Here is a 20,674-nt window from a genome sequence, read left to right as displayed (position 1 = left end):
ATGAATTATAATTTACATGAAAAATATGGCCCAATCATTTCAGATGAAGAAAGTGACGAGATATATAATGATTTAAAAGATTTGGTTGAAGCTGGTAGTACTGTCAAAGTCAACTTCAATGGAGTTGTTGCAATGACAACAAAAAGTGCGAAAACAATTTTCGGTACTTTATATAATTTATTAAAATCGGAAGAATTTTATAATAAAGTACATATCGAAGATGCATCTTCTACTCTTCAAGAGATAATTTACGATTCTATTTTAAATTTTATTGTAAATACTGAAGTGAAAAGCTAAGCTTCAATTTTTATATCTCTCACGTTTAATTGCAACGAAGTTTTACCATTCCATACGTTCTCTTCTATGGTAAAAATACAATCAAAAGCTTGCTTGTTTTTTAGTTGCTCACAACAGTTTCCTAAACCAAAACCTATAGCGTCATAGCTATGTGTTCCATCGCTTATTTTTAGTTTTAAATGTGTTTCATCACCTCCTACTTTTCTAGCATAACCAGTATCATATACATTTTTTAGTAAAAATACTGGCTTCATGTTCTTTGGGCCAAAAGGACCAAATTGCTTTAATATTCGATAAAATTTTGGTGTAATATCAGCTAAATCTATTTCAGCATCAATTTTAATTTCTGGAGTTCTTAACTCCTCGGGAATTGTATCCTTTACAACTTCCTCAAACTTTTCCTTAAAAGCATCATAATTTTTAGGTAACAGCGTTAGCCCTGCTGCATATTTATGACCTCCAAACTGCTCAATATATTCTGAGCAAGCTTCCAAAGCATTGTACACATCAAAACCAGAAACAGAACGAGCTGAAGCAGCCAACCTATCTTCGTTTTTTGTAAAAACAAGTGTAGGGCGATAATATGTTTCGGTTAAACGAGACGCTACTATACCGATTACTCCTTTGTGCCAATTTTTATCAAAGACTACGGTTGTAAAATGTTCTTGCTCGTTATTTGCTTCTATTTGTTGCAATGCATCCTTAGTAATTTGTTTATCTAAATCTCGTCTACTCGTATTATAGGTTTCAATGGCAGCAGCAAATTCTAAAGCTTGTTCCAAGTCTGTAGAAGTTAAAAGCTCAACTGCATGATTACCATGCTTGATGCGACCAGCTGCATTTATACGCGGCGCAATAATAAAAACAACATCAGTTATTGTAAGTTTTGGCTTGTCTAACTGATTGATAATGGCTTTAATCCCTAATCTAGGGCTCGTATTAATCTGTTCTAAACCATAATACGTTAGAATTCTATTTTCACCTGTTATAGGAACAATATCTGCTGCAATTGCTGTAGCAACTAAATCTAGATACTCAATAAGATTGCCTATTGTTTGACCCTTTCGGGATGCTAATGCTTGAATAAGTTTAAACCCTACTCCACAACCACATAATTCATCATAAGGATAATCGCAGTCATCTCTTTTAGGATCAAGAACAGCAATGGCTTCGGGTAAGTTATCTCCAGGTCTATGGTGGTCACAGATAATAAAATCTATACCTTTTTCTTTAGCATACGACACTTTGTCTACTGCTTTAACACCGCAATCTAGAGCAATTATCAGTGTAAAGTTATTATCCTCGGCAAAATCAATTCCTTGATACGACACACCATAACCCTCTTTATAACGATCAGGAATATAGGTGGCAACATTCGTATAATATGATTTCAAGTACGATGAAACCAACGAAACTGCCGTGGTACCATCTACATCATAATCTCCATAGATTAATATATTCTCATTTTGAAGAAGTGCAGCTTCGATCCGTTCAACAGCTTTTAGCATGTCTAGCATTAAAAACGGATCATGCAAGTCATTTAAAGATGGCCTAAAGAATGTTTTAGCTTCATCAAAAGTTTCAATTCCTCTTTGCACTAGCAGAGAAGCTAAACTTTGATCAATAGCTAATTCTTTAGAAAGTTGGGTTACTTTTTCTTTTGGAGGTGATTTTTTTAGCGTCCAACGCATATTTAGCTATTGTGAAAATTCACACTCACATTTACATCAGCAAATTTTTTAAACATAGCCATAACACCGCAATATTTTTCGATTGAAAGATCTACTATTTTATTAAGTTTCTTTTCATCGAGATCACTACCATAAAAATGAAAATTCATATCTACTTTATGATAATATTTAGGGTGTTCATCCGTTAATTCTGCTTCAATATCAATATTAAAATCTGTTACATCAACACGCATTTTTTTAATAAGAGACGCTACATCTAAACCCGAACATCCTGCCAAAGAAGATAGCATTAATGCTTTAGGCTTGTATACTTCTTTATCTGAATCTTCACCATCATTTATAAATAATGTATTACCAGTTGGATTCATAGATTCGAAAAGCATACCGCCCTTCCATGTTGTTTTTACTTTATTTGTCGTCATAATTGTATTTATTTTTATTTAATCAAAGTCGCTCCAATTCCTTTTTGCTTACTATAAGTTATTATTCCATTATTAATTGTTATTCCTCTAGCAATATCATTTTTTAAAAGTAAAGCTCCATCCATATCAACATAATCTAATAACGGTAGTAAATGTGCTATAGCAGATATACCTACGCTAGATTCTGTCATACAACCTACCATGGTTTTCATATTCAGTTTTTTTGCTCTTTCGATCATTCTCTTTGCTGGTGTTAAACCTCCACATTTTACCAATTTTATATTGATTCCATGAAAGTGCTTATAACATTTTTCAACATCAGACTCTATCAAGCAACTTTCGTCTGCAATAATAGGCAATTCAGATTTTAGAAAAACCTCTTTATGACCATTCCAATTATCAGCTACTAATGGTTGCTCAATAAATTCTACACTGAGTTTTTTTAAAATTTTAGAATTCGTTATTGTTTCAGAAACTGACCATCCGCAATTTGCATCTACTCTAAAAATAGCGCTAGTATGTTTGCGTAGTTCTTTAATTATTTTGATATCATCAGGTGTGCCTAATTTAATTTTATAGATTGGCCAAGGTGTTTCTTTTAATTTAGAAACCATTACATCGATACTATCAATACCAATGGTATAATTACTTAAAGGGTTATGATCAATTGGCAGTTGCCACAATTCATATAACTTTTTATTATTCTTTCTCGCAAATAAATCATTATAAGCCATATCTAAAGCACATAAGGCGAACATGTTTTCTTGAAAAATAGGGTGCATTTTTTTCCAAAAAAAAGCTGGCTCTAAATCATTACAATTTTCAATAGTATTTCTAACTGCTTCTATAGCTTTGATCATTTTATCAGTAGTGATATTGTAATAACTCTTTGCTGTTGCTTCACCTAAGCCTGAAAATCCATCATTTTTTAACTCAACAATTAATATTTCTTGTTCATCGTAAGAATCGCGGGCAATTGTAAATTGCTCTTTCAATTTTAGCACATATGTTCTTAGAATGATTTCCAAATACCTCCGTTTTCTATTAATTAAAGTTAATAAATTATATATTTGGCTTCCATAAAATTTTAATCTATGCCTTTAGTAACACCTTTAGACCCAAATCACGATTTAGAAACCAAAGAATTGGCTGAATTTTTTAATGAAACATTGGGATTTTGCCCAAATTCTGTTTTAACCATGCAACGAAGACCGGCCATTAGCAAAGCATTTATCAATTTAAATAAAGCTGTAATGGCAAATGAAGGACGTGTTACTTCTGCGCTAAAGCGGATGATTGCTTGGGTGAGTAGTAACTCAACAGGATGTCGTTATTGCCAAGCTCATGCTATTAGAGCTGCTGAGCGTTATGGAGCAGAGCAAGATCAATTAGATAATATTTGGGAATATAGAACACACCCTGCGTTTAATGAAGCCGAACGTGCTGCTTTAGATTTTTCATTAGCTGCTTCTATGGTACCTAATGCTGTTGACGAAGAAATAAAAACACGTTTACACCAATATTGGGATGAAGGCGAAATAGTAGAAATGCTCGGCGTAATTTCTTTATTTGGATATCTAAACCGTTGGAATGATTCTATGGGAACCTCAATTGAAGATGGTGCAGTTGAAAGTGGCGAGCAATATTTAGGAAAACATGGCTGGGAAAAGGGGAAACATGTTTAGAAGTTGAAACACTTCTCTTTTAAATATAAGATTGTATTGCTTTTTGTAAATCGGGTACTACGTGTTTTTCAAACCATGAATTTTTAGTCAGCCAAAATCGATTTCTGGGCGAAGGATGTGGTAAGACAAAGTATTTAGGTAAATAGTCTTTGTAATGATTAACGGTTTCTGTTAATGTCTTTTTAGCTTCTTCTTTTAGATAGTATTTTTGAGCATACATCCCAATAAGCATTATCAATTCTAAGTTTGGCATTTCATCAAAAAGAGCTCGATGCCATTGAGGAGCGCATTCTGGTCTAGGTGGTAGGTCACCAGATTTTCCTTTTCCGGGATAACAAAACCCCATAGGTACAATTGCAAATTTGGTAACATCATAGAACTCTTTATCGGATACATTCATCCATTTTCTAAGTTGTTTACCGCTGGCATCATCCCAAGGAATACCTGATGCGTGCACTTTTGTGCCTGGTGCTTGCCCAATAATAACAACTTTAGCATCTCTGTGTGCTTTAACAACAGGCCGCGGCCCAAGTTCTAAATACTCGGCACAGATGGTACAGTTTTTTATTTCAGATAGAAGTTTTTGCATATTCTAATTTTTGTCATTTCGAGTGTTTTGAGCCTTGCGAAAAATGTATCGAGAAATGGAATACTTCTACATAGTTCTCGATACTTTCCTTCGGAAAACTCCAACTGACAGTATTATTTTTTACCAGCAACAACAATTACAATTTCACCTTTTGGTGGTTTTTGCTCGAAACGAGCGAGTACCTGTTTAACTGTTCCTCGTACCGTTTCCTCGTATAGTTTTGTTAATTCTCGAGATATCGAAACCTGCCGGTCTTCTCCAAAATAGTCAACAAATTGAGTTAAGGTTTTTATCAACTTATGAGGACTTTCGTAAAAAATCATTGTTCTTGTTTCTTCACTCAATAACTTAAGTCGTGTTTGGCGACCCTTTTTTACAGGTAAAAAACCTTCAAAGACAAATTTGTCATTAGGTAAACCACTATTTACCAAAGCAGGTACGAAAGCGGTAGCGCCAGGTAAGCAATCTACTTCTATTTTATTCTCCACACAAGCTCTAGTTAGTAAAAATCCTGGATCTGAGATTGCTGGAGTACCAGCATCAGAAATTAAAGCAATAGTTTCACCAGACTTTAATCGTTCTACTAATCTATCTACCATCTTATGCTCATTATGCATATGATGACTTTGCATTTGAGTAGTGATCTCAAAATGTTTCAATAATTTACCCGAAGTACGTGTATCTTCCGCCAAGATAACATCTACCTCATTTAACACTTTAATAGCACGTAAGGTCATGTCTTCTAAATTACCTATGGGAGTAGGAACTATATAGAGTTTGCTCATTAAAACAAATATAGAAACTATCTTTTACAACAAGTCTTTAATCACTAAATTTGCGCATTCTTAAAAAGGAGCGATGTACAGAACACATACAAATGGTGAATTGCGATTAGCAAATGTTGGTGAAAAAGTAACCTTATCTGGTTGGGTACAAAAAGTACGTGATAAAGGTTTTATGATATGGATTGATCTCCGTGATCGCTACGGAATCACACAATTAATTCTTGACGAAGAGCGTACAGATAAATCTTTATTCAACAAGGCAAAAGAACTTGGTCGAGAGTTTGTAATTCAAGCTACAGGGAAAGTTATTGAACGTCAATCTAAAAACCCAAATATCCCTACTGGCGAAGTTGAGATCTTAGTTTCTGAATTAGAAATATTGAACCAATCAATAATTCCTCCTTTTACGATTGAAGATGAAACCGATGGTGGTGAAGAATTACGTATGCAATATCGTTATTTAGATATTCGTCGTAATCCTGTTAAGGATAATTTGATCTTTAGACATAAAGTAACTCAAGAGGTTAGAAATTACTTATCAAAACAGAGTTTTATTGAGGTTGAAACGCCATATTTAATAAAATCTACGCCGGAAGGTGCTCGTGATTTTGTGGTGCCAAGCCGTATGAATGAAGGGCAATTCTATGCTTTACCACAATCACCACAAACATTTAAGCAGCTGCTAATGGTTGGTGGTATGGATAAATATTTCCAAATCGTGAAGTGTTTTAGAGATGAAGATTTGCGTGCCGACAGACAACCTGAATTTACACAGATAGACTGTGAAATGGCTTTTGTTGAACAGGAAGATATTTTAAATGCTTTTGAAGGATTAACACGTCATTTATTGAAAGAGGTCAATGGTGTTGAGATTGGCAATTTTCCAAGGATGAGTTATGATGAAGCTATTAAAAAGTACGGTAATGACAAACCAGATATTCGTTTTGGGATGGAATTTGGCGAGTTGAATAAAGTAGCTCAACATAAAGATTTCAACGTTTTCAACAGTGCTGAATTAGTAGTTGGTATTGCCGTTCCTAGTGGAAACTCTTATACCAGAAAAGAAATTGACAAATTAATTGATTGGGTAAAGCGTCCACAAATTGGTGCTTTAGGTATGGTGTATTGTCGTTGTAATGAAGATGGCACTTATAAATCGTCTGTAGATAAATTCTATAATCAAGAAGATTTAGCGAATTGGGCAAAAGCTACTGGAGCGGAAGCAGGAGATTTAATTTGTGTGCTTTCTGGTGACGCTACTAAAGTTCGCGCACAACTATCAGCCTTACGTATGGAATTAGCCGAAAGATTAGGCTTACGTAAAGCAAATGAATTTGCACCACTTTGGGTCGTTGATTTCCCATTATTAGAGTGGGATGAAGAATCAGAGCGTTACCATGCGATGCATCACCCGTTTACATCACCTAAACCAGAAGATATGTCTTTATTAGATACTGATCCAGGTAAGGTAAGAGCTAATGCCTACGATTTGGTGTTAAATGGAAATGAAATTGGTGGTGGTTCTATCAGAATTCACGATAAGGCTACACAGGCCTTAATGTTTGATCACTTAGGGTTTACTCAAGAAGAGGCAAAAGCCCAATTTGGTTTCTTGATGAATGCTTTCGAGTATGGTGCACCTCCGCATGGTGGAATCGCTTTTGGTTTAGATAGATTGGTAGCCATTTTAGGTGGACAAGAAACCATTCGTGATTTTATTGCTTTCCCTAAAAATAATTCCGGTCGAGATGTAATGATTGATGCGCCATCTCCAATAGACGATGAGCAATTAAATGAGTTGAATTTAAAACTCAACTTAAAATCATAAGTTTAAAATCCTGCGAAAGCGGGATTTTTTTATCTTTATAAAATGCCAAAATCAAAAACCTTCTTTAATAAAATTTTAGCTTGGCGATATAAACATATTCCCGAAAGGCAATTTATTTACATTCTGAGTATTCTAGTTGGTTTTTTGGCTGGTATTGGTACAGTTTTACTCAAAAACTTCACCTATTATATTCAGTCACTTTTAGATTTAAAAATATTCAAATCATTTCAATCTTCGCTTTACTTTATTCTGCCAATTATTGGGTTGGTTATTGTTTATTTTATCAAAAAACGGTTTCTAAAAAAAGAGATTGGTCATGGTATTTCCACTACGCTCTATGCAATCTCTAAAAAGAGTGGAATTATAGAACGCTATAAGATTTTTGCCAATTTAATAACTGCGCCAATTACAGCTGGTTTTGGTGGTTCGGTAGGTTTACAAGGGCCTGCAGTAAGTACAGGTGCCGCTTTTGGTTCTAATGTTGCTCAGTTGTTTCACATGAATGCAAAAACAAGAATGTTATTAATAGGTTGTGCATCTGCAGGAGCCATGGCATCAATGTTTAAAGCACCTATTGCCGCTCTAATTTTTGCTTTAGAAGTTTTTAGTCTAGAAGTAGCTTTCACGTCTTTAGTGCCTCTATTACTTGCTTCTGTGTCAGCAGTGGTCACTTCTTATTTCTTTACCGGAACAGATGTATTACTTCGCTTTGAGTTAGTTGATAAATTTGAAATAAGTGACATTTTATTTTATGTGATTTTAGGTGTCGGAACCGGAATTGCCTCAGTGTATTTTTCGAAAATGTATTTTGCAATTATTAATTTCTTTAAACGGTTTAAATCAGCAAAAGCAAAGCTTGTTGTTGGCGCTATTGCTATAGGAATTATGTTGTATTTCATCCCTCCTTTATTTGGTGAGGGTTACGGGTTGATCAATAATTTAATAGAGGGTAATCAAGCTGCAGCTATCGGAAGCACTCCTTTTGATGCAAATTTGAACAATGCCTGGGTTGTAATTGGTTTATTAATTGGTATTACTATTTTTAAAGCCATTGCCATGACTACTACGTTTGCAGCCGGTGGTGTGGGTGGTATTTTCATACCAACGCTGGTAATGGGTAGCGCCTTAGGCAATGCAGTTGCAATGGTTATAAATAATCTTGGGTTAGGCTTTAATGTTTCTGAATCTAATTTTACCCTTATCGGGATGACAGGTCTAATGGCTGGTGTATTACATGCTCCATTAACGGCAATTTTCCTGATTGCTGAGATTACTGGGGGTTACGATCTTTTTGTTCCGTTAATGCTTGTAGCGGCCATCTCTTTTGCTATTACCAAATATTTTGTTTCGCATTCCATTTATACACTTGAGCTAGCTCAAAGAGGAGAACTTTTAACTCATGACAAAGATAAAAATGCTCTCTTATTGATGGATCTTGATAAGATTATTGAAACAAACTTTATTTCAATTCAGCCAGAAATGAAATTGGGCGAAGTATTGCGAAACGCAGTAGCAAAATCCAATAGAAATATTTTTCCTGTAGTGAATGAAGAAGATGAATTTCTGGGAATTTTGTTATTAGATGATATTAGAAAAATAATGTTTGATGCAAAATTTTATGATTCTTTAACCATCAATACGTTGATGCAAAATGCACCAGATATTATTAATTACGAAAAGGATTCAATGCAAACCATTATGAAAAAATTTGAAGATAGTGGAGCTTGGAATTTACCTGTCGTCAAAGATGGTAAATACTTAGGATTTATTTCTAAATCTAAAATGTTAACGGCATATCGCAGAAAATTAATTGAGGTTAGCTCTTAATTTTTATAAATTTAACTGCTTTATCAGGGTGATCTGTAAAAACACCATCAAAATTGAGGTCATTTAACCCAAAATTTAATAAAGAGTCAAAATCTTTGTGATCTCCTAAATCATCAGCTCTAAAAGTATATCCGTGAACTTTTAATCCTAACTTTTGAGCATCTTCAATAAATCCTTGTGAAACTTGCTTATACCAAGGGCCAATTCCGTCAGCATAAGTAATATATTCATTCAGCAATTGTTCTTCTTCTTTAGTTTCAATTAATTGCACTAAAAGCAATTCTGATTTTAATTCTTCTCTTATCCGTTTTAACTCATCTTTGTCAAAACATTGTAAAATGCATTTATCACCTTTTGTTTTGTAGCCATATAAAGACAAAACATTTAAAACTATTTTAGAAATGTCTTTTCCTTCTTTTAAATAAAAAGCCGGTTCCTTAATTTCTGGATAGATCCCTATATCATTACCTGTACTTTGATTCAACCCTTGAATTAGTTCTATTTCTTCATACAATGAATGTAGTTGAAAATTACTGTTCACTTTAGGAAATCTACTTGGGTATATTTGCTTGCCTGTTTTAGGATCGAAACGTTCGATTACTTGTAATAATTTTAATTCTTCGTATAGAAAATCGATTACGTAGTAACGACCATCTTTTCTTTTTCTTTCTTGAAATTTTTCAGCAACATCCGTTACCTCATCTAAATAAATATCGTGAATAACTATGGGCACATTGTCTTTACTCAACACAACATCTTGTTCAATATAATCAGGATGCATTGCGTAAGCCATTGCTTTAGCTGCCATAGTATGTTCAGGTAAATAACCTGATGCTCCTCGATGTGCAATGACAATTTTATCCGATTTTGGTTTTATTTCCATTGGTTTTTGTATAGGCTTTTGACATCCAATTACTAAAACTACAATTAATATGATTGATAAACGCACTTCTTTCTATTTGATGGTATAAATTTAGTAGTTTCGCATTGGAAACTCAGTTATGAAACTATTATTAAAAATATTATTCTTTCTTTTTTTAGCAACTCTAATTATTGGTTTTTACTTGAAATATTTTACCAATTATGAAAAAGCAGACGCTATTATAGGTGTAGATATATTGTTTCTGTCCTTTATATTAATGCCACTATTTATTTACCATCGTCACCGTTTAGGAAAGTACAAGAAATATGTATTGGATGGAACTAAAAAGAACCCTTTCAAAATTGATGAAGACAAAATGGTCTAATTAAGGTTTCTTTTTTGTATAAAAAATCGTTTTATCAACTCTCCACACTTTTCTTCTAAAATACCTCCAACAACTTTTGTTTTAGGGTGCAGTTGTGTTTTGTAATGTTGAAATCCACGTTGAGGATCACTAGCTCCAAAAACAACTTTACCGATTTGTGTCCAATAACTGGCTCCAGCACACATTTGACAGGGTTCAAGTGTTACATATAGTGTGCAGTCCTTTAAATATTTGCCTCCTAAAAAATCTGCTGCTGCTGTAAAAGCCTGCATTTCTGCATGTGCTGTAACATCATTTAATTGTTCTGTAAGATTATGTGCTCTGGCAATAATCTGATCTTTTATAACAATCACAGCACCTATGGGTACTTCATTTTTTTCGAAAGCATATTCTGCTTCTTGCAAAGCACGTTTCATAAAATAAGCATCATCAAAAGGATTCTCCATTCAATTAAAATTTCAGTAAAAATACAATATCAACTCGTACATTTGTAGCATGTCTAAAAATTTGCTAGATAATATTTCTTCTCCTGTAGATTTACGTGAAGTCTCTGTAAACAACCTACCGAAACTCGCAGATGAATTACGTGAATTTATTATAAATGCAGTCGCAGCAAAGGAAGGTCATTTAGGTGCAAGTTTAGGTGTAGTAGAGCTAACAATAGCTTTGCATTATGTTTTTGATACACCTAATGATTTATTAGTTTGGGATGTTGGTCATCAAGCTTATGGACATAAGATTCTAACTGATCGTAAAGAGGTTTTTGATACCAATCGTCAATTTAGTGGCATTTCGGGTTTTCCAAAAAGGAGTGAAAGCGAGTATGATGCCTTTGGTGTTGGTCATTCTTCTACTTCAATTTCGGCGACATTAGGTATGGCAATTGCTTCAGCATTAAAAGGTGAAGCAAAAAAGCAACATATTGCAGTGATAGGTGATGCTTCAATTGCGAGTGGAATGGCTTTCGAGGGTTTAAACCATGCAGGTGTTTCTGATGCTAATATTCTCATAATTTTAAATGATAATGCTATGGGCATTGACCCAAGTGTTGGTGCATTAAAAGAATATTTAACAAATATTAAAACTAATAAACGAGTAAGAAAACATAACATCATTGAGGCTCTAAACTTTGATTATTCAGGACCAATAGATGGTCATAATCTCAATGCTCTTATCGAGGAATTGACTCGCTTAAAAAACATTAAAGGACCTAAGTTTTTGCATGTTATTACTACTAAAGGCAAAGGCTTACAAAGAGCCGAAGAAGACCAAGTAAAATATCACGCTCCAGGAAAATTTGATGCCAAAACAGGTGAGTTAGTCAAACAATCTTCAGATAATTTACCTTCTAAATATCAAGATGTTTTTGGTTTGACCTTGGTTGAATTGGCAAAGAAGAATGAAAAAATTATTGGCATCACTCCGGCTATGCCCACAGGTAGTTCATTAAAGTTTATGTTGGATGAGATTCCAGATAGAGCATTTGATGTTGGTATTGCCGAACAACATGCGGTAACTTTTGCCGCTGGAATTGCTACGCAAGGTTTAATTCCTTTTTGTAATATCTATTCTACTTTCTTACAACGTGCTTATGATCAAGTAATTCATGACGTTGCTTTGCAAAAGTTACCTGTAATATTTTGTTTAGATCGTGCTGGCATTGTTGGAGAAGATGGTGCTACGCATCATGGCGTATTTGATTTAGCCTATTTACGTTGCATTCCGAATTTAATTGTTTTTGCACCATTGAATGAATTAGAGTTACGAAATATAATGTATACTGCGCAACTCGGATTAGATGCTTCAATTGTTATTCGTTACCCTCGTGGACGAGGTGTTATTTTAGACTGGCAACAACCTTTTGAAAAAATAGAAATAGGAAAAGGCGAAGTTATAAAAGAAGGTTCTAAAATAGCTATTTTAAGTATTGGTCATATCGGTAACAAAGTCATCGAAGTATGTGAAAGCTTTCCTGAAAAGGAAAAAATAGCACATTACAATATGCGTTTTGTAAAACCTCTTGATGAAGAATTATTGCATAAAATTTTTAAGAAGGTTAACAAACTTATTACTATTGAAGATGGTACTATTGTCGGTGGATTTGGAAGTGCTATTCTAGAGTTTGCTCAAGAACATAATTATACCTCAACTATTAAAAGGCTAGGGATTCCTGACAGGTTTGTAGAGCACGGAACAATAGAGCAATTATTTGAGGCAATTGGTCTAGATAAAAAAGGTATAAAAGAAGTTGTTGAAAAAATGCTTTAAACCTCTATTCCTTTAATTTTTTTATGTAATAAAATTGCGGCACCGTCAGACATTCCAGCAATAAAACTGCACACAGTTTGAATTCTGTTATAAACACTTTCATCATTGATATCATATTTTTTTGGGAAAATATTCATCAACAGCTTATCGTAATTAGTTGCTGTTTTATTAAAGGAATTATTTACTGCCGTTATAAATACATCTAAAAGATCTGCTAAAATTCTATAGCCCGAAATTTCTTTTTCTACCACTTCTTTACTTCTGTAAATTTTATCAATACTGATCTTAATAATGTCGTTAATCTGTGCTTCGTATTTGCATTTATCTAATAAAGAAATATGATAATCTCCTGTTAAGATGATTCCTTCGTTCTCAAGGAAAACCTTTGCGGCTTCGCTTATTAAATTGCCAATTGCTAAAGCGCGTAAATAACTTAATCTATCTTGTTTGGTTTTAAGTTGATAATACTTTTCTGTATTGATTGTATCTCTAACAAGATTAATCAAATATTCTAAAGCAAATTCTTCTTCTATCAATCCTAGGTTAATACCATCTTCAAAATCAATAATTGTGTAACAAATGTCATCAGCAGCTTCTACCAAAAATGCTAAAGGGTGACGGTTAAAAGTAACGTCATCACCATTTCGAATTTGTTTTAACTCCAATTCATTAGCAACATCTTCAAATAGTACTTTTTCTGATTGAAAAAAACCATATTTTTTATCAATAATATTGTTTGTGGGTTTTTTAGGTAAGGATTCTTTCGGGTATTTCATAAAAGTACCTAAAGTTGCATAAGATAATCTTAGACCACCTTCTATACCTTCTCTACTTTCAGTTAAAATTTTAAATCCGTTAGCATTTCCTTCAAAGTCAATCAAATCTTGCCATTGTTTTTCGGTGAGTTTGTTTTTGTACTGTAATCCATTTCCCGATTTAAAATACTCGCCAATAGCTTTTTCTCCACTATGCCCAAAAGGAGGATTACCAATGTCATGCGCTAAACAAGCGCTGGCTACGATTGCTCCAAAATCATTGGCTTGGTATCCTAGTTCTTTTAAATTGGGGTACTTTTTTAGTAATTCTTTACCAACAATTCTTCCTAAAGAGCGTCCAACCACAGATACTTCTAAACTGTGGGTTAAACGTGTATGAACAAAATCAGTCTTAGATAGCGGAACAACTTGTGTTTTATCTTGCAAGCTTCGAAAAGAATTAGAGAAAATAATTCGATCATAGTCTACTTCAAAACCAATTCTGGTTTCATCTTGCTCTTTTCTGTTTCTCTTTTGAGTATCGCCAAAACGCTTTAAGGAAAGGAGTTGTTCCCAGTTCATTTTCTAAAAAATTTAAGACCGTGCAATGTACATTATTTTCAAATCTTTTTTGTGTTAACATTAATTTAAACTTGTGCTTTTTTAGCTAACATTTATATAACCTAAGCATCACAAATGTTTAACCTATGATTAACTCAGTCTTTACATTGACTTTCTTTCTTTGCGTCAGATAATTGAAAGAAGAATCATGAAAAGATTTTTAACCATTTGTTTTCTTTTAAATGCCTTTTTGATGTTGGCTCAAGAAAAAGGCACAATAACTGGAATTGTTTTAGATAAAGATGTCAATAATGAGCCTTTAGCTTTTGCTACAATTTCTGTAAAAGGAACACAAATAAACGCTACTTCGGACTTAGATGGTGTTCATACCTTGAAAATGAATCCTGGTACATATACATTGGTTTTTAATTTCCCAGGTTATAAAAAAATTGAAGTGCCAAATGTTCTAGTTAAAAAGAATCAAATCACTTATCTTAAAGATATATCCTTAGCCTCAATGACCTTGACACTACCTGGAGATATTGGTGAAAAAGAAGAAGTCGCTAGATCAAAAAGATAATTCAAAAAGCATAATGAGATTATTCATTTCTATACTGCTATTTTTAGCAGCATTGGCAAGTACTGCCCAAAACAAAGGAACAATTCAAGGAACAATTCTTGATAAAGAAGCTGGTAACGAACCTTTACCATTTGCAAATGTTTTTATAAAGGGAACTCAGGTTGGAACAACATCTGATATAGATGGTGTTTACCTATTTCAAGCAGACCCTGGAGCTTATACTTTAGTTTTTAGCTTTGTTGGTTATCAAAAAGTTGAAGTGCCAAACGTTCTAGTTAAAGAAGAAGAAACAACAACATTAGACAATGTAGTTATGAATGCCACAGAAGGTGTTTCTCTTAAAGAAGTAATTGTAAAAGCTTCAACTAAAAAAGAAAGTGTTGCAGCTCTTTTAACAGAGCAAAAAAAAGCCACCGAAATTAAAACTGCTATTGGTGCCGAAGAACTTTCCGCTAAAGGTATTAGTGACGCGGCTGGTGCCGTAACTAAAATAGCAGGAGTTTCTAAACAAGAAGGTTCTAGCAATGTTTATGTAAGAGGTTTGGGAGACAGATACTTGAACACAACATTTAATGGGCTTTCGCTTCCTTCAAATGACATTAGTAAAAAGAATATAGATCTAAACATCTTTAGTTCAGATGTGATTGAAAACGTGTCTATAAGTAAGGCCTACTCATCAAAGTTCTACGGCGATTTTGCAGCAGGTAATATAGACGTAACCTCAAAAAATTATAGTGGAGATGGTTTCATTGAAGCTACTCTTAACAGTGGTTTTAATAATAGAGCCCTAGGTAAAGATTTTGTAAAAAGTACAGGTACAGGTCAATTTGGTTATTACGGAAGGTATGATCACGACCCGTTCGCAATTGTACTATCCCACGGTGTTGATCCTATAAATTCTCCAATGCCCCCAATAAACTTAGGAATTGGATTAAATGCTGGAAAGTCATTCGACCTAGGTGATGAATCAAGATTAAATCTTTTTCTTACGGCTTCTTTTGATAGTAATTACGAGTATAGAAAAGGAGAAACTACTGATTACACTTTAGTTGAAAACAAAAGTTTTGAACAAGCTGAAGAATATGAATATGGTACAACAACAACCGTAATGGGTAATATCGGATTCCGATATGACGAGAATCATAGTTTTAAGTTTAATTCTTTATTTATTAATAAATCTTCAGATCAGACAAGTTATTTTGGTATTGATGGTTTAGGGAGAAATCGTGATGCAATTGCTAATAGTGATGAAGGTTTTTATCAAATGAATGTGCAATTTAACCAGGATTTAATTACCGTAAATCAACTACTTGGTGAACATACAATAGGTGAAAAACTAAAATTAAACTGGGGAGTTGGATACAATAGAGTATTCGCACATGAACCCGATAGAAAGCGTATTAGTATTGAAAATTATCAACTAGCATTGGATAATGATCCTAATACAAACCCGATATTCTTTACAAATAACGAATTTGATAACCAGCGCTATTTTCAGGATATAGAAGATGAAGAATTAAACGGTCGAATAAACCTAACATATTCTCCATCTGAAAAGGTAAAGATAAATATTGGTTATAACGGAAGAACGAAAGAGCGTGATTTCGAAAATATCCGTTACGGGTACCGATTTGCTAATGATAATTTGGCAATAACAGATGTCAATAATCTTGATGCCATTTTTAATGTTAATAATCTTAATACAGATGGTAATGGATTGTTTTCTACAGTTGCGTTTAGATCAGTATTCCCTCAGGTTGGTTCTGCCAATGTTCCTGGCAATCCCGAAAATACATACAACGGAAAATTAGATGTCTATGCAGGATATATTAATGCAGAATTTAACATTAATGACAAATGGTTATTAGTTCCTGGATTTAGAGTTGAATCTTTCAATCAACGTATTGACTATAATGCTATTAATTTACCTCCTAATGATCCTGGTTTTAGAGAATCATACGAAAACTTCTATTTACCAAGTTTAAGTGTTCGATATGCTATAAACGAAGACCAAAATGTTCGCTTTGCATTCAGTAAAACAGTTTCGAATCCTGAATTCAAGGAGTTAGCTCCGATGGTTTACGAAGGAGTTTCTCAACGTATTGGTGGTAATCCTGATCTATTGAATGATCCTTCTTTTTCTGAAGTATTCAATTTTGATTTAAAATATGAGTGGTTTTTTGGGCGCAGTGAAATCTTTTCTATAGGTGCTTTTGCTAAACAAATCCATAATCCAATCAACTTAGTTGTTGCTATTGATGCTACAGGTACTCAGCGCTATTTCAGAACTGGTGATAAGGCTAATATCTATGGAGTTGAATTAGAATTTAAAAAGAATTTCTTATTAGATGAAGATGATCAACCTAAGCTTTCTGCAGGGTTAAATGTAACTTATATGTATACAAATCAAGATCTTTTTGAAAATATCAATGGTACATATAACACAAGCTTTGATAGAAAAGAAGATGAACTTCAAGGATCTTCTCCTTTAATTATCAACGCAGATGTAAACTATAAGCCAATATTCAATAAGTATAAACCAACGGCAAGTTTAGTATTCTCTTATTTTTCAGATAGAATTGATGCCTTAGGGTCTGGGCAATTAGGTAATGTAATTGAAAAAGGAGTACCAACCTTAGATTTTGTCTGGAAAAGTGAGCTAAGAGAAGGGTTACAATTTAATATCAGTGCAAAAAACTTACTAGATCCGTCAATAAAATATATAAGAGAGACCACAGCTGGAGACGTGTTCGTAACGTCAGCAAATGGTAAAGGTGTGACAAACTATAAAAGAGGCATTACTATTAACGCTTCATTAAAATATAATTTTTAATCAGTAATAAATAACTACAATCAAATTAAAATTTAAAAAATGAAAAAAGTATTCTTAGGTTTAGCATTAACTTCATTACTATTTTCTTCATGTGGTAATGACGACACTTCAGATATTATTATAAATATTAATGGTGATACAGGAAGCTCAGATGCCATAGAATTATCAGGAAATCAATCTGTGGACTTAACATTAGAGTCTGACAAAGATTATATCGTTACAGGTCCACTTATTATGGAATCGGGTACTACACTTACTGTACCTGCGGGCATGACTATTAAAGCATCGGCAACTGGTGCAGATGTATATATTGCAATCGCTCAAGGGGCTAAAATAAATGCAAATGGCACCTCAAGTAATCCTATTGTTTTTACTTCTAGTGCTAACACGCCAAATGCTGGTGATTGGGGAGGGTTAATTTTATTAGGAAAAGCACCTATTAATTCTGTAACCGGTGGTGATGCTACTTCAACATCTGAGATTGCTGGCTTACCATATGGAGGTTCAGTGTCTGATGATGATTCAGGTACATTGCGTTATGTAAGAGTAGAATATTCTGGTGGAAAAGCTGATGGTCAATCAGAAAATAACGGTATCTCTTTCTATGGAGTTGGTAACGGAACAACGGTAGAATATATTCAAGCTTTTGAAGGTAAAGATGATGGTGTAGAGTTTTTTGGTGGTACTGTAAATGTAGATTATTTAGCAGTTGTAAACTCACAAGATGATTCTATTGATTGGACTGAAGGTTATACAGGTACTATCACAAATGCTTATGTAAAACATGGTGCAGGCCATGATAAAGGTATTGAAGCTGATGGATTTAATACTGATATAGGTAATAACGCCGATCCTAAATTCTACTCAAAACCGACGGTTACCAACTTAACAATTATTGGTTTAGGTTCGGGTACAGGTAACGAAGCTGTCCGTTTAAGAGCTGGTACACAAGGTATCTTTACTAATGTTTCAATACAGGGTTTTGCAGAAGGCTTTGATCTTGATGGTGACCAAGGTGATAGTCCAACAGGTGCAGGTGTTCTAAATGGAGATCTTAAAGTAGCTTCTGTAATATTTGATGATGTAACTTTAAATATGAAGAATGATACTGGCGAAACATTTACTGAGGCAGGTTTTTTAACTGTTGATGCAAATGCTACAGGTACAAACTTTGCAACTTGGGGTGCAGGATGGGCTAGACAATAATTAAACCTTAGGGTATAGTATAAAATAAAAAAGCCTGCAGATTGCAGGCTTTTTCTATGTTAAATATTTCTTTTATGAATTTCTTTCGGTCTCTTTTACGTTTATCACTCTGCCATTATTATAATCAACTTCTTTTAATGTATTCTTAGAGTAAAAGAACCATTTACCTGTTTTAATTCCATTTTCATAATTACCAATCGAAATTTTATCTCCGTCTTGGTTATAATATGTCCAGGTGCCATGTAACTTTTTATCTTTAAAAAAACCATGTTGTTCAACTTGCCCGTTATCGTGATATAATGTAGCTTCAACTAAATCACCTTTTTGCACATAAGTATCTTTTTTTTCTTGTGCATAGCTAACGCCTACAAAAAGCATTATCACAAGTAGCATTATATTTTTCATATCGATTCTTTTATCTAAATATTAACGTTACGAAGATAAAAATTATTTTACATTAAATCAACCTTTACTTAACATTAAATTAACATTGAAAATGTAAAAATTTAATAATCAATATGTTGAGTTTTGGCTAAAGTGAAATTTAGTTTCATTTTTTTAATAAAAAAGAAATTAATTATCATAAGAAATATTTAATAATTAGATAATGTTTTGTTTACATATCAAAATGATAAACATTATAATTTTGTTCATGTCTTAGACAAGTATTATTTCAATAATCAATTAGTTTTTGTCAACTAGGTTTTGGAATATTAAGGCTACTTTGGCCAAAGTAGCCTTACTTCTTTATGGCTAAAATCTTCATTTAAAAATAACATAGTAGAAACCTTTAGTTAACATTGGTATTAGTTCTTTGCAGCGACAAAAACTAATAACGATTATGAAACTCAAAATATCTCTAATCGCAATTTCTCTTTTTGCGGTTTCAGTTATATATTCCCAAGAATCGAACGCGCCAAAATTCGGTAAAGGTCTCTTTAATCTTGTTGGAAAAGATAGTTCTTTTACTATGAAAATTGCAACTCGTATGCAGTTTCTAGCAATAGCTAATTGGGAAAAAGAAGATGGTTCATATATAAACCCTGAGCAAAATTTTTTAGTAAGGCGTGCCCGTCTAAAATTTGATGGTTTTGCTTTTACACCTAAGCTAAAATATAAAATAGAGCTAGGTTTATCTAATAGAGACATTGCTGGTGCCTCAGAGTTTAACAGAAACTCGCCAAGATATATCTTAGACGCTGTTGTAATGTGGAATTTCTATGAAAATTTTGAGCTTTGGGTTGGTCAAACAAAACTACCTGGTAACATAGAACGTGTTATCTCCTCAGGGAATTTACAGCAAGTTGATCGGTCATTGCTAAACAGTCGATTCAATATAGATCGTGATATGGGTATTCAATTAAGACATCATTTTAATCTTTCAGATAACTTTTTAGTTAGAGAAAAATTCGCCATATCTCAAGGAGAAGGAAGAAATATTACTGAAGGAAACCTTGGTGGGCATCAATATACAGCTAGATTAGAGCTTTTACCTTTCGGAAAATTTAAAAGTAAAGGAGATTATAGTGGAAGTGACCTTAAAAGAGAAGATACTCCAAAATTAATGTTAGCAGCCACTTACGACTACAATAATAATGCTGTTAAAAACAGAAGTAATCAAGGTTCTTACATGACTAATGATATTGGTTTTTACGAAACTAATATCAACACATTATTTATAGATGCTATGTTCAAATACAAAGGGTTTTCATTTATGGCAGAATACGCAGATAGAGATGCTGATGATCCTTTTGCTAAAAATTCTGATGGAACATTAACAGGAGATGAAGTACAAGTTGGTAAGGGGCTAAATTTACAAACTGGTTACCTTTTTAATAAAGGTTGGGAAGTTTCAGGGCGGTATACTAATATTAAATTAGATAAAACCATTACAGGTAAAAACCCCGAAGATCAATATACTTTAGGTGTCTCTAAATATATTGTTGGTCATAAACTAAAAGTACAATCGGATATTAGTTATTTATCATTAGATGGAAGCAATGATGAATTGATGTTCAGATTACAATTTGATGTTCATTTTTAAAGTAAAACATAACAATTCGGTAATATATAACCAATTAATAATTAACAATTTTGCAA

At 33.4% G+C, this 20,674-nt stretch carries 19 protein-coding genes; 10 read left to right on the top strand and 9 right to left on the bottom strand.

The genetic code is table 11. From position 1 onward, the window contains the following. A complete protein-coding gene (locus tag AC1EUV_RS04225) occupies positions 1-297 on the top strand; it encodes an STAS-like domain-containing protein (RefSeq protein ID WP_480197419.1) in 297 nt (98 codons plus the stop codon). Here the strand turns inward: AC1EUV_RS04225 and recJ are convergent. From recJ to AC1EUV_RS04210, 3 genes are read right to left on the bottom strand one after another with little or no spacing between them, the layout of a single operon-like run. Continuing rightward, positions 294-1,988, bottom strand: a complete 1,695-nt coding sequence (gene recJ / locus AC1EUV_RS04220; RefSeq protein WP_480197418.1) for a single-stranded-DNA-specific exonuclease RecJ — start codon at positions 1,986-1,988, stop codon at positions 294-296. The genes AC1EUV_RS04225 and recJ overlap by 4 nt on opposite strands. Before the next feature lie 2 nt (positions 1,989-1,990). Further along, positions 1,991-2,410, bottom strand: a complete 420-nt coding sequence (locus AC1EUV_RS04215; RefSeq protein WP_480197417.1) for an OsmC family protein — start codon at positions 2,408-2,410, stop codon at positions 1,991-1,993. A gap of 14 nt (positions 2,411-2,424) precedes the next feature. Further along, the gene (locus tag AC1EUV_RS04210; protein ID WP_480197416.1) at positions 2,425-3,438 is read right to left on the bottom strand and encodes a dipeptide epimerase; all 1,014 of its coding nucleotides are present in this window, start codon (positions 3,436-3,438) and stop codon (positions 2,425-2,427) included. Between the two features lie 66 nt (positions 3,439-3,504). On the opposite strand from AC1EUV_RS04210, the gene AC1EUV_RS04205 reads away from it, so the two are divergent. Further along, positions 3,505-4,095 carry a carboxymuconolactone decarboxylase family protein gene (locus AC1EUV_RS04205; protein WP_480197415.1) on the top strand — a complete coding sequence of 197 codons (591 nt, stop codon included), beginning with the start codon at positions 3,505-3,507 and terminating at the stop codon, positions 4,093-4,095. 19 nt (positions 4,096-4,114) lie between these two features. On the opposite strand, the gene AC1EUV_RS04200 is transcribed toward AC1EUV_RS04205, so the two are convergent. After that, complete coding sequence (locus tag AC1EUV_RS04200) at positions 4,115-4,684, bottom strand: uracil-DNA glycosylase family protein (protein ID WP_480197414.1); 570 nt, start codon at positions 4,682-4,684, stop codon at positions 4,115-4,117. Positions 4,685-4,797: 113 nt separating this feature from the next. Beyond that, positions 4,798-5,469 carry a 16S rRNA (cytidine(1402)-2'-O)-methyltransferase gene (gene rsmI / locus AC1EUV_RS04195; protein WP_480197413.1) on the bottom strand — a complete coding sequence of 224 codons (672 nt, stop codon included), beginning with the start codon at positions 5,467-5,469 and terminating at the stop codon, positions 4,798-4,800. A 73-nt stretch (positions 5,470-5,542) separates the two neighbouring features. On the opposite strand from rsmI, the gene aspS reads away from it, so the two are divergent. Both aspS and AC1EUV_RS04185 read left to right on the top strand, forming a co-directional pair. After that, a complete protein-coding gene (gene aspS, locus AC1EUV_RS04190) occupies positions 5,543-7,297 on the top strand; it encodes an aspartate--tRNA ligase (protein ID WP_480197412.1) in 1,755 nt (584 codons plus the stop codon). Positions 7,298-7,339: 42 nt separating this feature from the next. Continuing rightward, a complete protein-coding gene (locus tag AC1EUV_RS04185) occupies positions 7,340-9,124 on the top strand; it encodes a chloride channel protein (protein WP_480197411.1) in 1,785 nt (594 codons plus the stop codon). On the opposite strand, the gene glpQ is transcribed toward AC1EUV_RS04185, so the two are convergent. Continuing rightward, positions 9,114-10,073: a glycerophosphodiester phosphodiesterase gene (gene glpQ / locus AC1EUV_RS04180; RefSeq protein WP_480197410.1), complete on the bottom strand. Its 960-nt coding sequence runs from the start codon at positions 10,071-10,073 to the stop codon at positions 9,114-9,116. The two genes, AC1EUV_RS04185 and glpQ, sit on opposite strands and share 11 nt — an antisense overlap. 52 nt (positions 10,074-10,125) lie before the next feature. Here glpQ and AC1EUV_RS04175 point away from each other — a divergent pair, with 52 nt between their 5' ends. Beyond that, positions 10,126-10,371 carry a hypothetical protein gene (locus AC1EUV_RS04175; RefSeq protein ID WP_480197409.1) on the top strand — a complete coding sequence of 82 codons (246 nt, stop codon included), beginning with the start codon at positions 10,126-10,128 and terminating at the stop codon, positions 10,369-10,371. Here the strand turns inward: AC1EUV_RS04175 and AC1EUV_RS04170 are convergent. Continuing rightward, complete coding sequence (locus AC1EUV_RS04170) at positions 10,368-10,817, bottom strand: nucleoside deaminase (RefSeq protein WP_480197408.1); 450 nt, start codon at positions 10,815-10,817, stop codon at positions 10,368-10,370. The genes AC1EUV_RS04175 and AC1EUV_RS04170 overlap by 4 nt on opposite strands. 49 nt (positions 10,818-10,866) lie before the next feature. Between AC1EUV_RS04170 and dxs the strand changes: the two genes are divergently transcribed. Then, entirely contained in the window at positions 10,867-12,639 is a 1,773-nt protein-coding gene (gene dxs / locus AC1EUV_RS04165; RefSeq protein WP_480197407.1) for a 1-deoxy-D-xylulose-5-phosphate synthase, read from the top strand. Here the strand turns inward: dxs and AC1EUV_RS04160 are convergent. After that, the gene (locus AC1EUV_RS04160; protein ID WP_480197406.1) at positions 12,636-13,976 is read right to left on the bottom strand and encodes a deoxyguanosinetriphosphate triphosphohydrolase; all 1,341 of its coding nucleotides are present in this window, start codon (positions 13,974-13,976) and stop codon (positions 12,636-12,638) included. The two genes, dxs and AC1EUV_RS04160, sit on opposite strands and share 4 nt — an antisense overlap. Positions 13,977-14,163: 187 nt before the next feature. Here AC1EUV_RS04160 and AC1EUV_RS04155 point away from each other — a divergent pair, with 187 nt between their 5' ends. The 3 genes from AC1EUV_RS04155 to AC1EUV_RS04145 are packed head-to-tail and all read left to right on the top strand — an operon-like array spanning position 14,164 to position 18,574. Continuing rightward, entirely contained in the window at positions 14,164-14,535 is a 372-nt protein-coding gene (locus tag AC1EUV_RS04155) for a carboxypeptidase-like regulatory domain-containing protein (RefSeq protein WP_480197405.1), read from the top strand. Between the two features lie 13 nt (positions 14,536-14,548). Then, positions 14,549-17,368 carry a TonB-dependent receptor gene (locus tag AC1EUV_RS04150; protein ID WP_480197404.1) on the top strand — a complete coding sequence of 940 codons (2,820 nt, stop codon included), beginning with the start codon at positions 14,549-14,551 and terminating at the stop codon, positions 17,366-17,368. A 39-nt stretch (positions 17,369-17,407) separates the two neighbouring features. Next, on the top strand, positions 17,408-18,574 hold the full coding sequence (locus AC1EUV_RS04145; RefSeq protein WP_480197403.1) for a multidrug transporter: 1,167 nt from the start codon (positions 17,408-17,410) through the stop codon (positions 18,572-18,574). A gap of 72 nt (positions 18,575-18,646) precedes the next feature. Here AC1EUV_RS04145 and AC1EUV_RS04140 read toward each other — a convergent pair whose 3' ends face one another. Further along, positions 18,647-18,979 (bottom strand): toxin-antitoxin system YwqK family antitoxin, encoded by a 333-nt coding sequence (locus AC1EUV_RS04140; protein WP_480197402.1) that lies wholly within the window; start codon positions 18,977-18,979, stop codon positions 18,647-18,649. Between the two features lie 436 nt (positions 18,980-19,415). Here AC1EUV_RS04140 and AC1EUV_RS04135 point away from each other — a divergent pair, with 436 nt between their 5' ends. Next, positions 19,416-20,618, top strand: a complete 1,203-nt coding sequence (locus AC1EUV_RS04135) for a porin (protein ID WP_480197401.1) — start codon at positions 19,416-19,418, stop codon at positions 20,616-20,618. Positions 20,619-20,674: the final 56 nt, after the last annotated feature.

The organism is Maritimimonas sp. 2304DJ26-3 (assembly GCF_056591635.1).
This window is presented reverse-complemented; position numbering and strand designations above follow the sequence as displayed.

Bases quoted from the DNA above. Each gene is read 5' to 3' on its own strand.
- AC1EUV_RS04225 (WP_480197419.1), top strand. From the start codon at position 1: ATGAATTATAATTTACATGAAAAATATGGCCCAATCATTTCAGATGAA.
- recJ (WP_480197418.1), bottom strand. From the start codon at position 1,988: ATGCGTTGGACGCTAAAAAAATCACCTCCAAAAGAAAAAGTAACCCAA.
- AC1EUV_RS04215 (WP_480197417.1), bottom strand. From the start codon at position 2,410: ATGACGACAAATAAAGTAAAAACAACATGGAAGGGCGGTATGCTTTTC.
- AC1EUV_RS04205 (WP_480197415.1), top strand. From the start codon at position 3,505: ATGCCTTTAGTAACACCTTTAGACCCAAATCACGATTTAGAAACCAAA.
- AC1EUV_RS04200 (WP_480197414.1), bottom strand. From the start codon at position 4,684: ATGCAAAAACTTCTATCTGAAATAAAAAACTGTACCATCTGTGCCGAG.
- rsmI (WP_480197413.1), bottom strand. From the start codon at position 5,469: ATGAGCAAACTCTATATAGTTCCTACTCCCATAGGTAATTTAGAAGAC.
- aspS (WP_480197412.1), top strand. From the start codon at position 5,543: ATGTACAGAACACATACAAATGGTGAATTGCGATTAGCAAATGTTGGT.
- AC1EUV_RS04185 (WP_480197411.1), top strand. From the start codon at position 7,340: ATGCCAAAATCAAAAACCTTCTTTAATAAAATTTTAGCTTGGCGATAT.
- AC1EUV_RS04175 (WP_480197409.1), top strand. From the start codon at position 10,126: ATGAAACTATTATTAAAAATATTATTCTTTCTTTTTTTAGCAACTCTA.
- AC1EUV_RS04170 (WP_480197408.1), bottom strand. From the start codon at position 10,817: ATGGAGAATCCTTTTGATGATGCTTATTTTATGAAACGTGCTTTGCAA.
- dxs (WP_480197407.1), top strand. From the start codon at position 10,867: ATGTCTAAAAATTTGCTAGATAATATTTCTTCTCCTGTAGATTTACGT.
- AC1EUV_RS04160 (WP_480197406.1), bottom strand. From the start codon at position 13,976: ATGAACTGGGAACAACTCCTTTCCTTAAAGCGTTTTGGCGATACTCAA.
- AC1EUV_RS04155 (WP_480197405.1), top strand. From the start codon at position 14,164: ATGAAAAGATTTTTAACCATTTGTTTTCTTTTAAATGCCTTTTTGATG.
- AC1EUV_RS04150 (WP_480197404.1), top strand. From the start codon at position 14,549: ATGAGATTATTCATTTCTATACTGCTATTTTTAGCAGCATTGGCAAGT.
- AC1EUV_RS04145 (WP_480197403.1), top strand. From the start codon at position 17,408: ATGAAAAAAGTATTCTTAGGTTTAGCATTAACTTCATTACTATTTTCT.
- AC1EUV_RS04140 (WP_480197402.1), bottom strand. From the start codon at position 18,979: ATGAAAAATATAATGCTACTTGTGATAATGCTTTTTGTAGGCGTTAGC.
- AC1EUV_RS04135 (WP_480197401.1), top strand. From the start codon at position 19,416: ATGAAACTCAAAATATCTCTAATCGCAATTTCTCTTTTTGCGGTTTCA.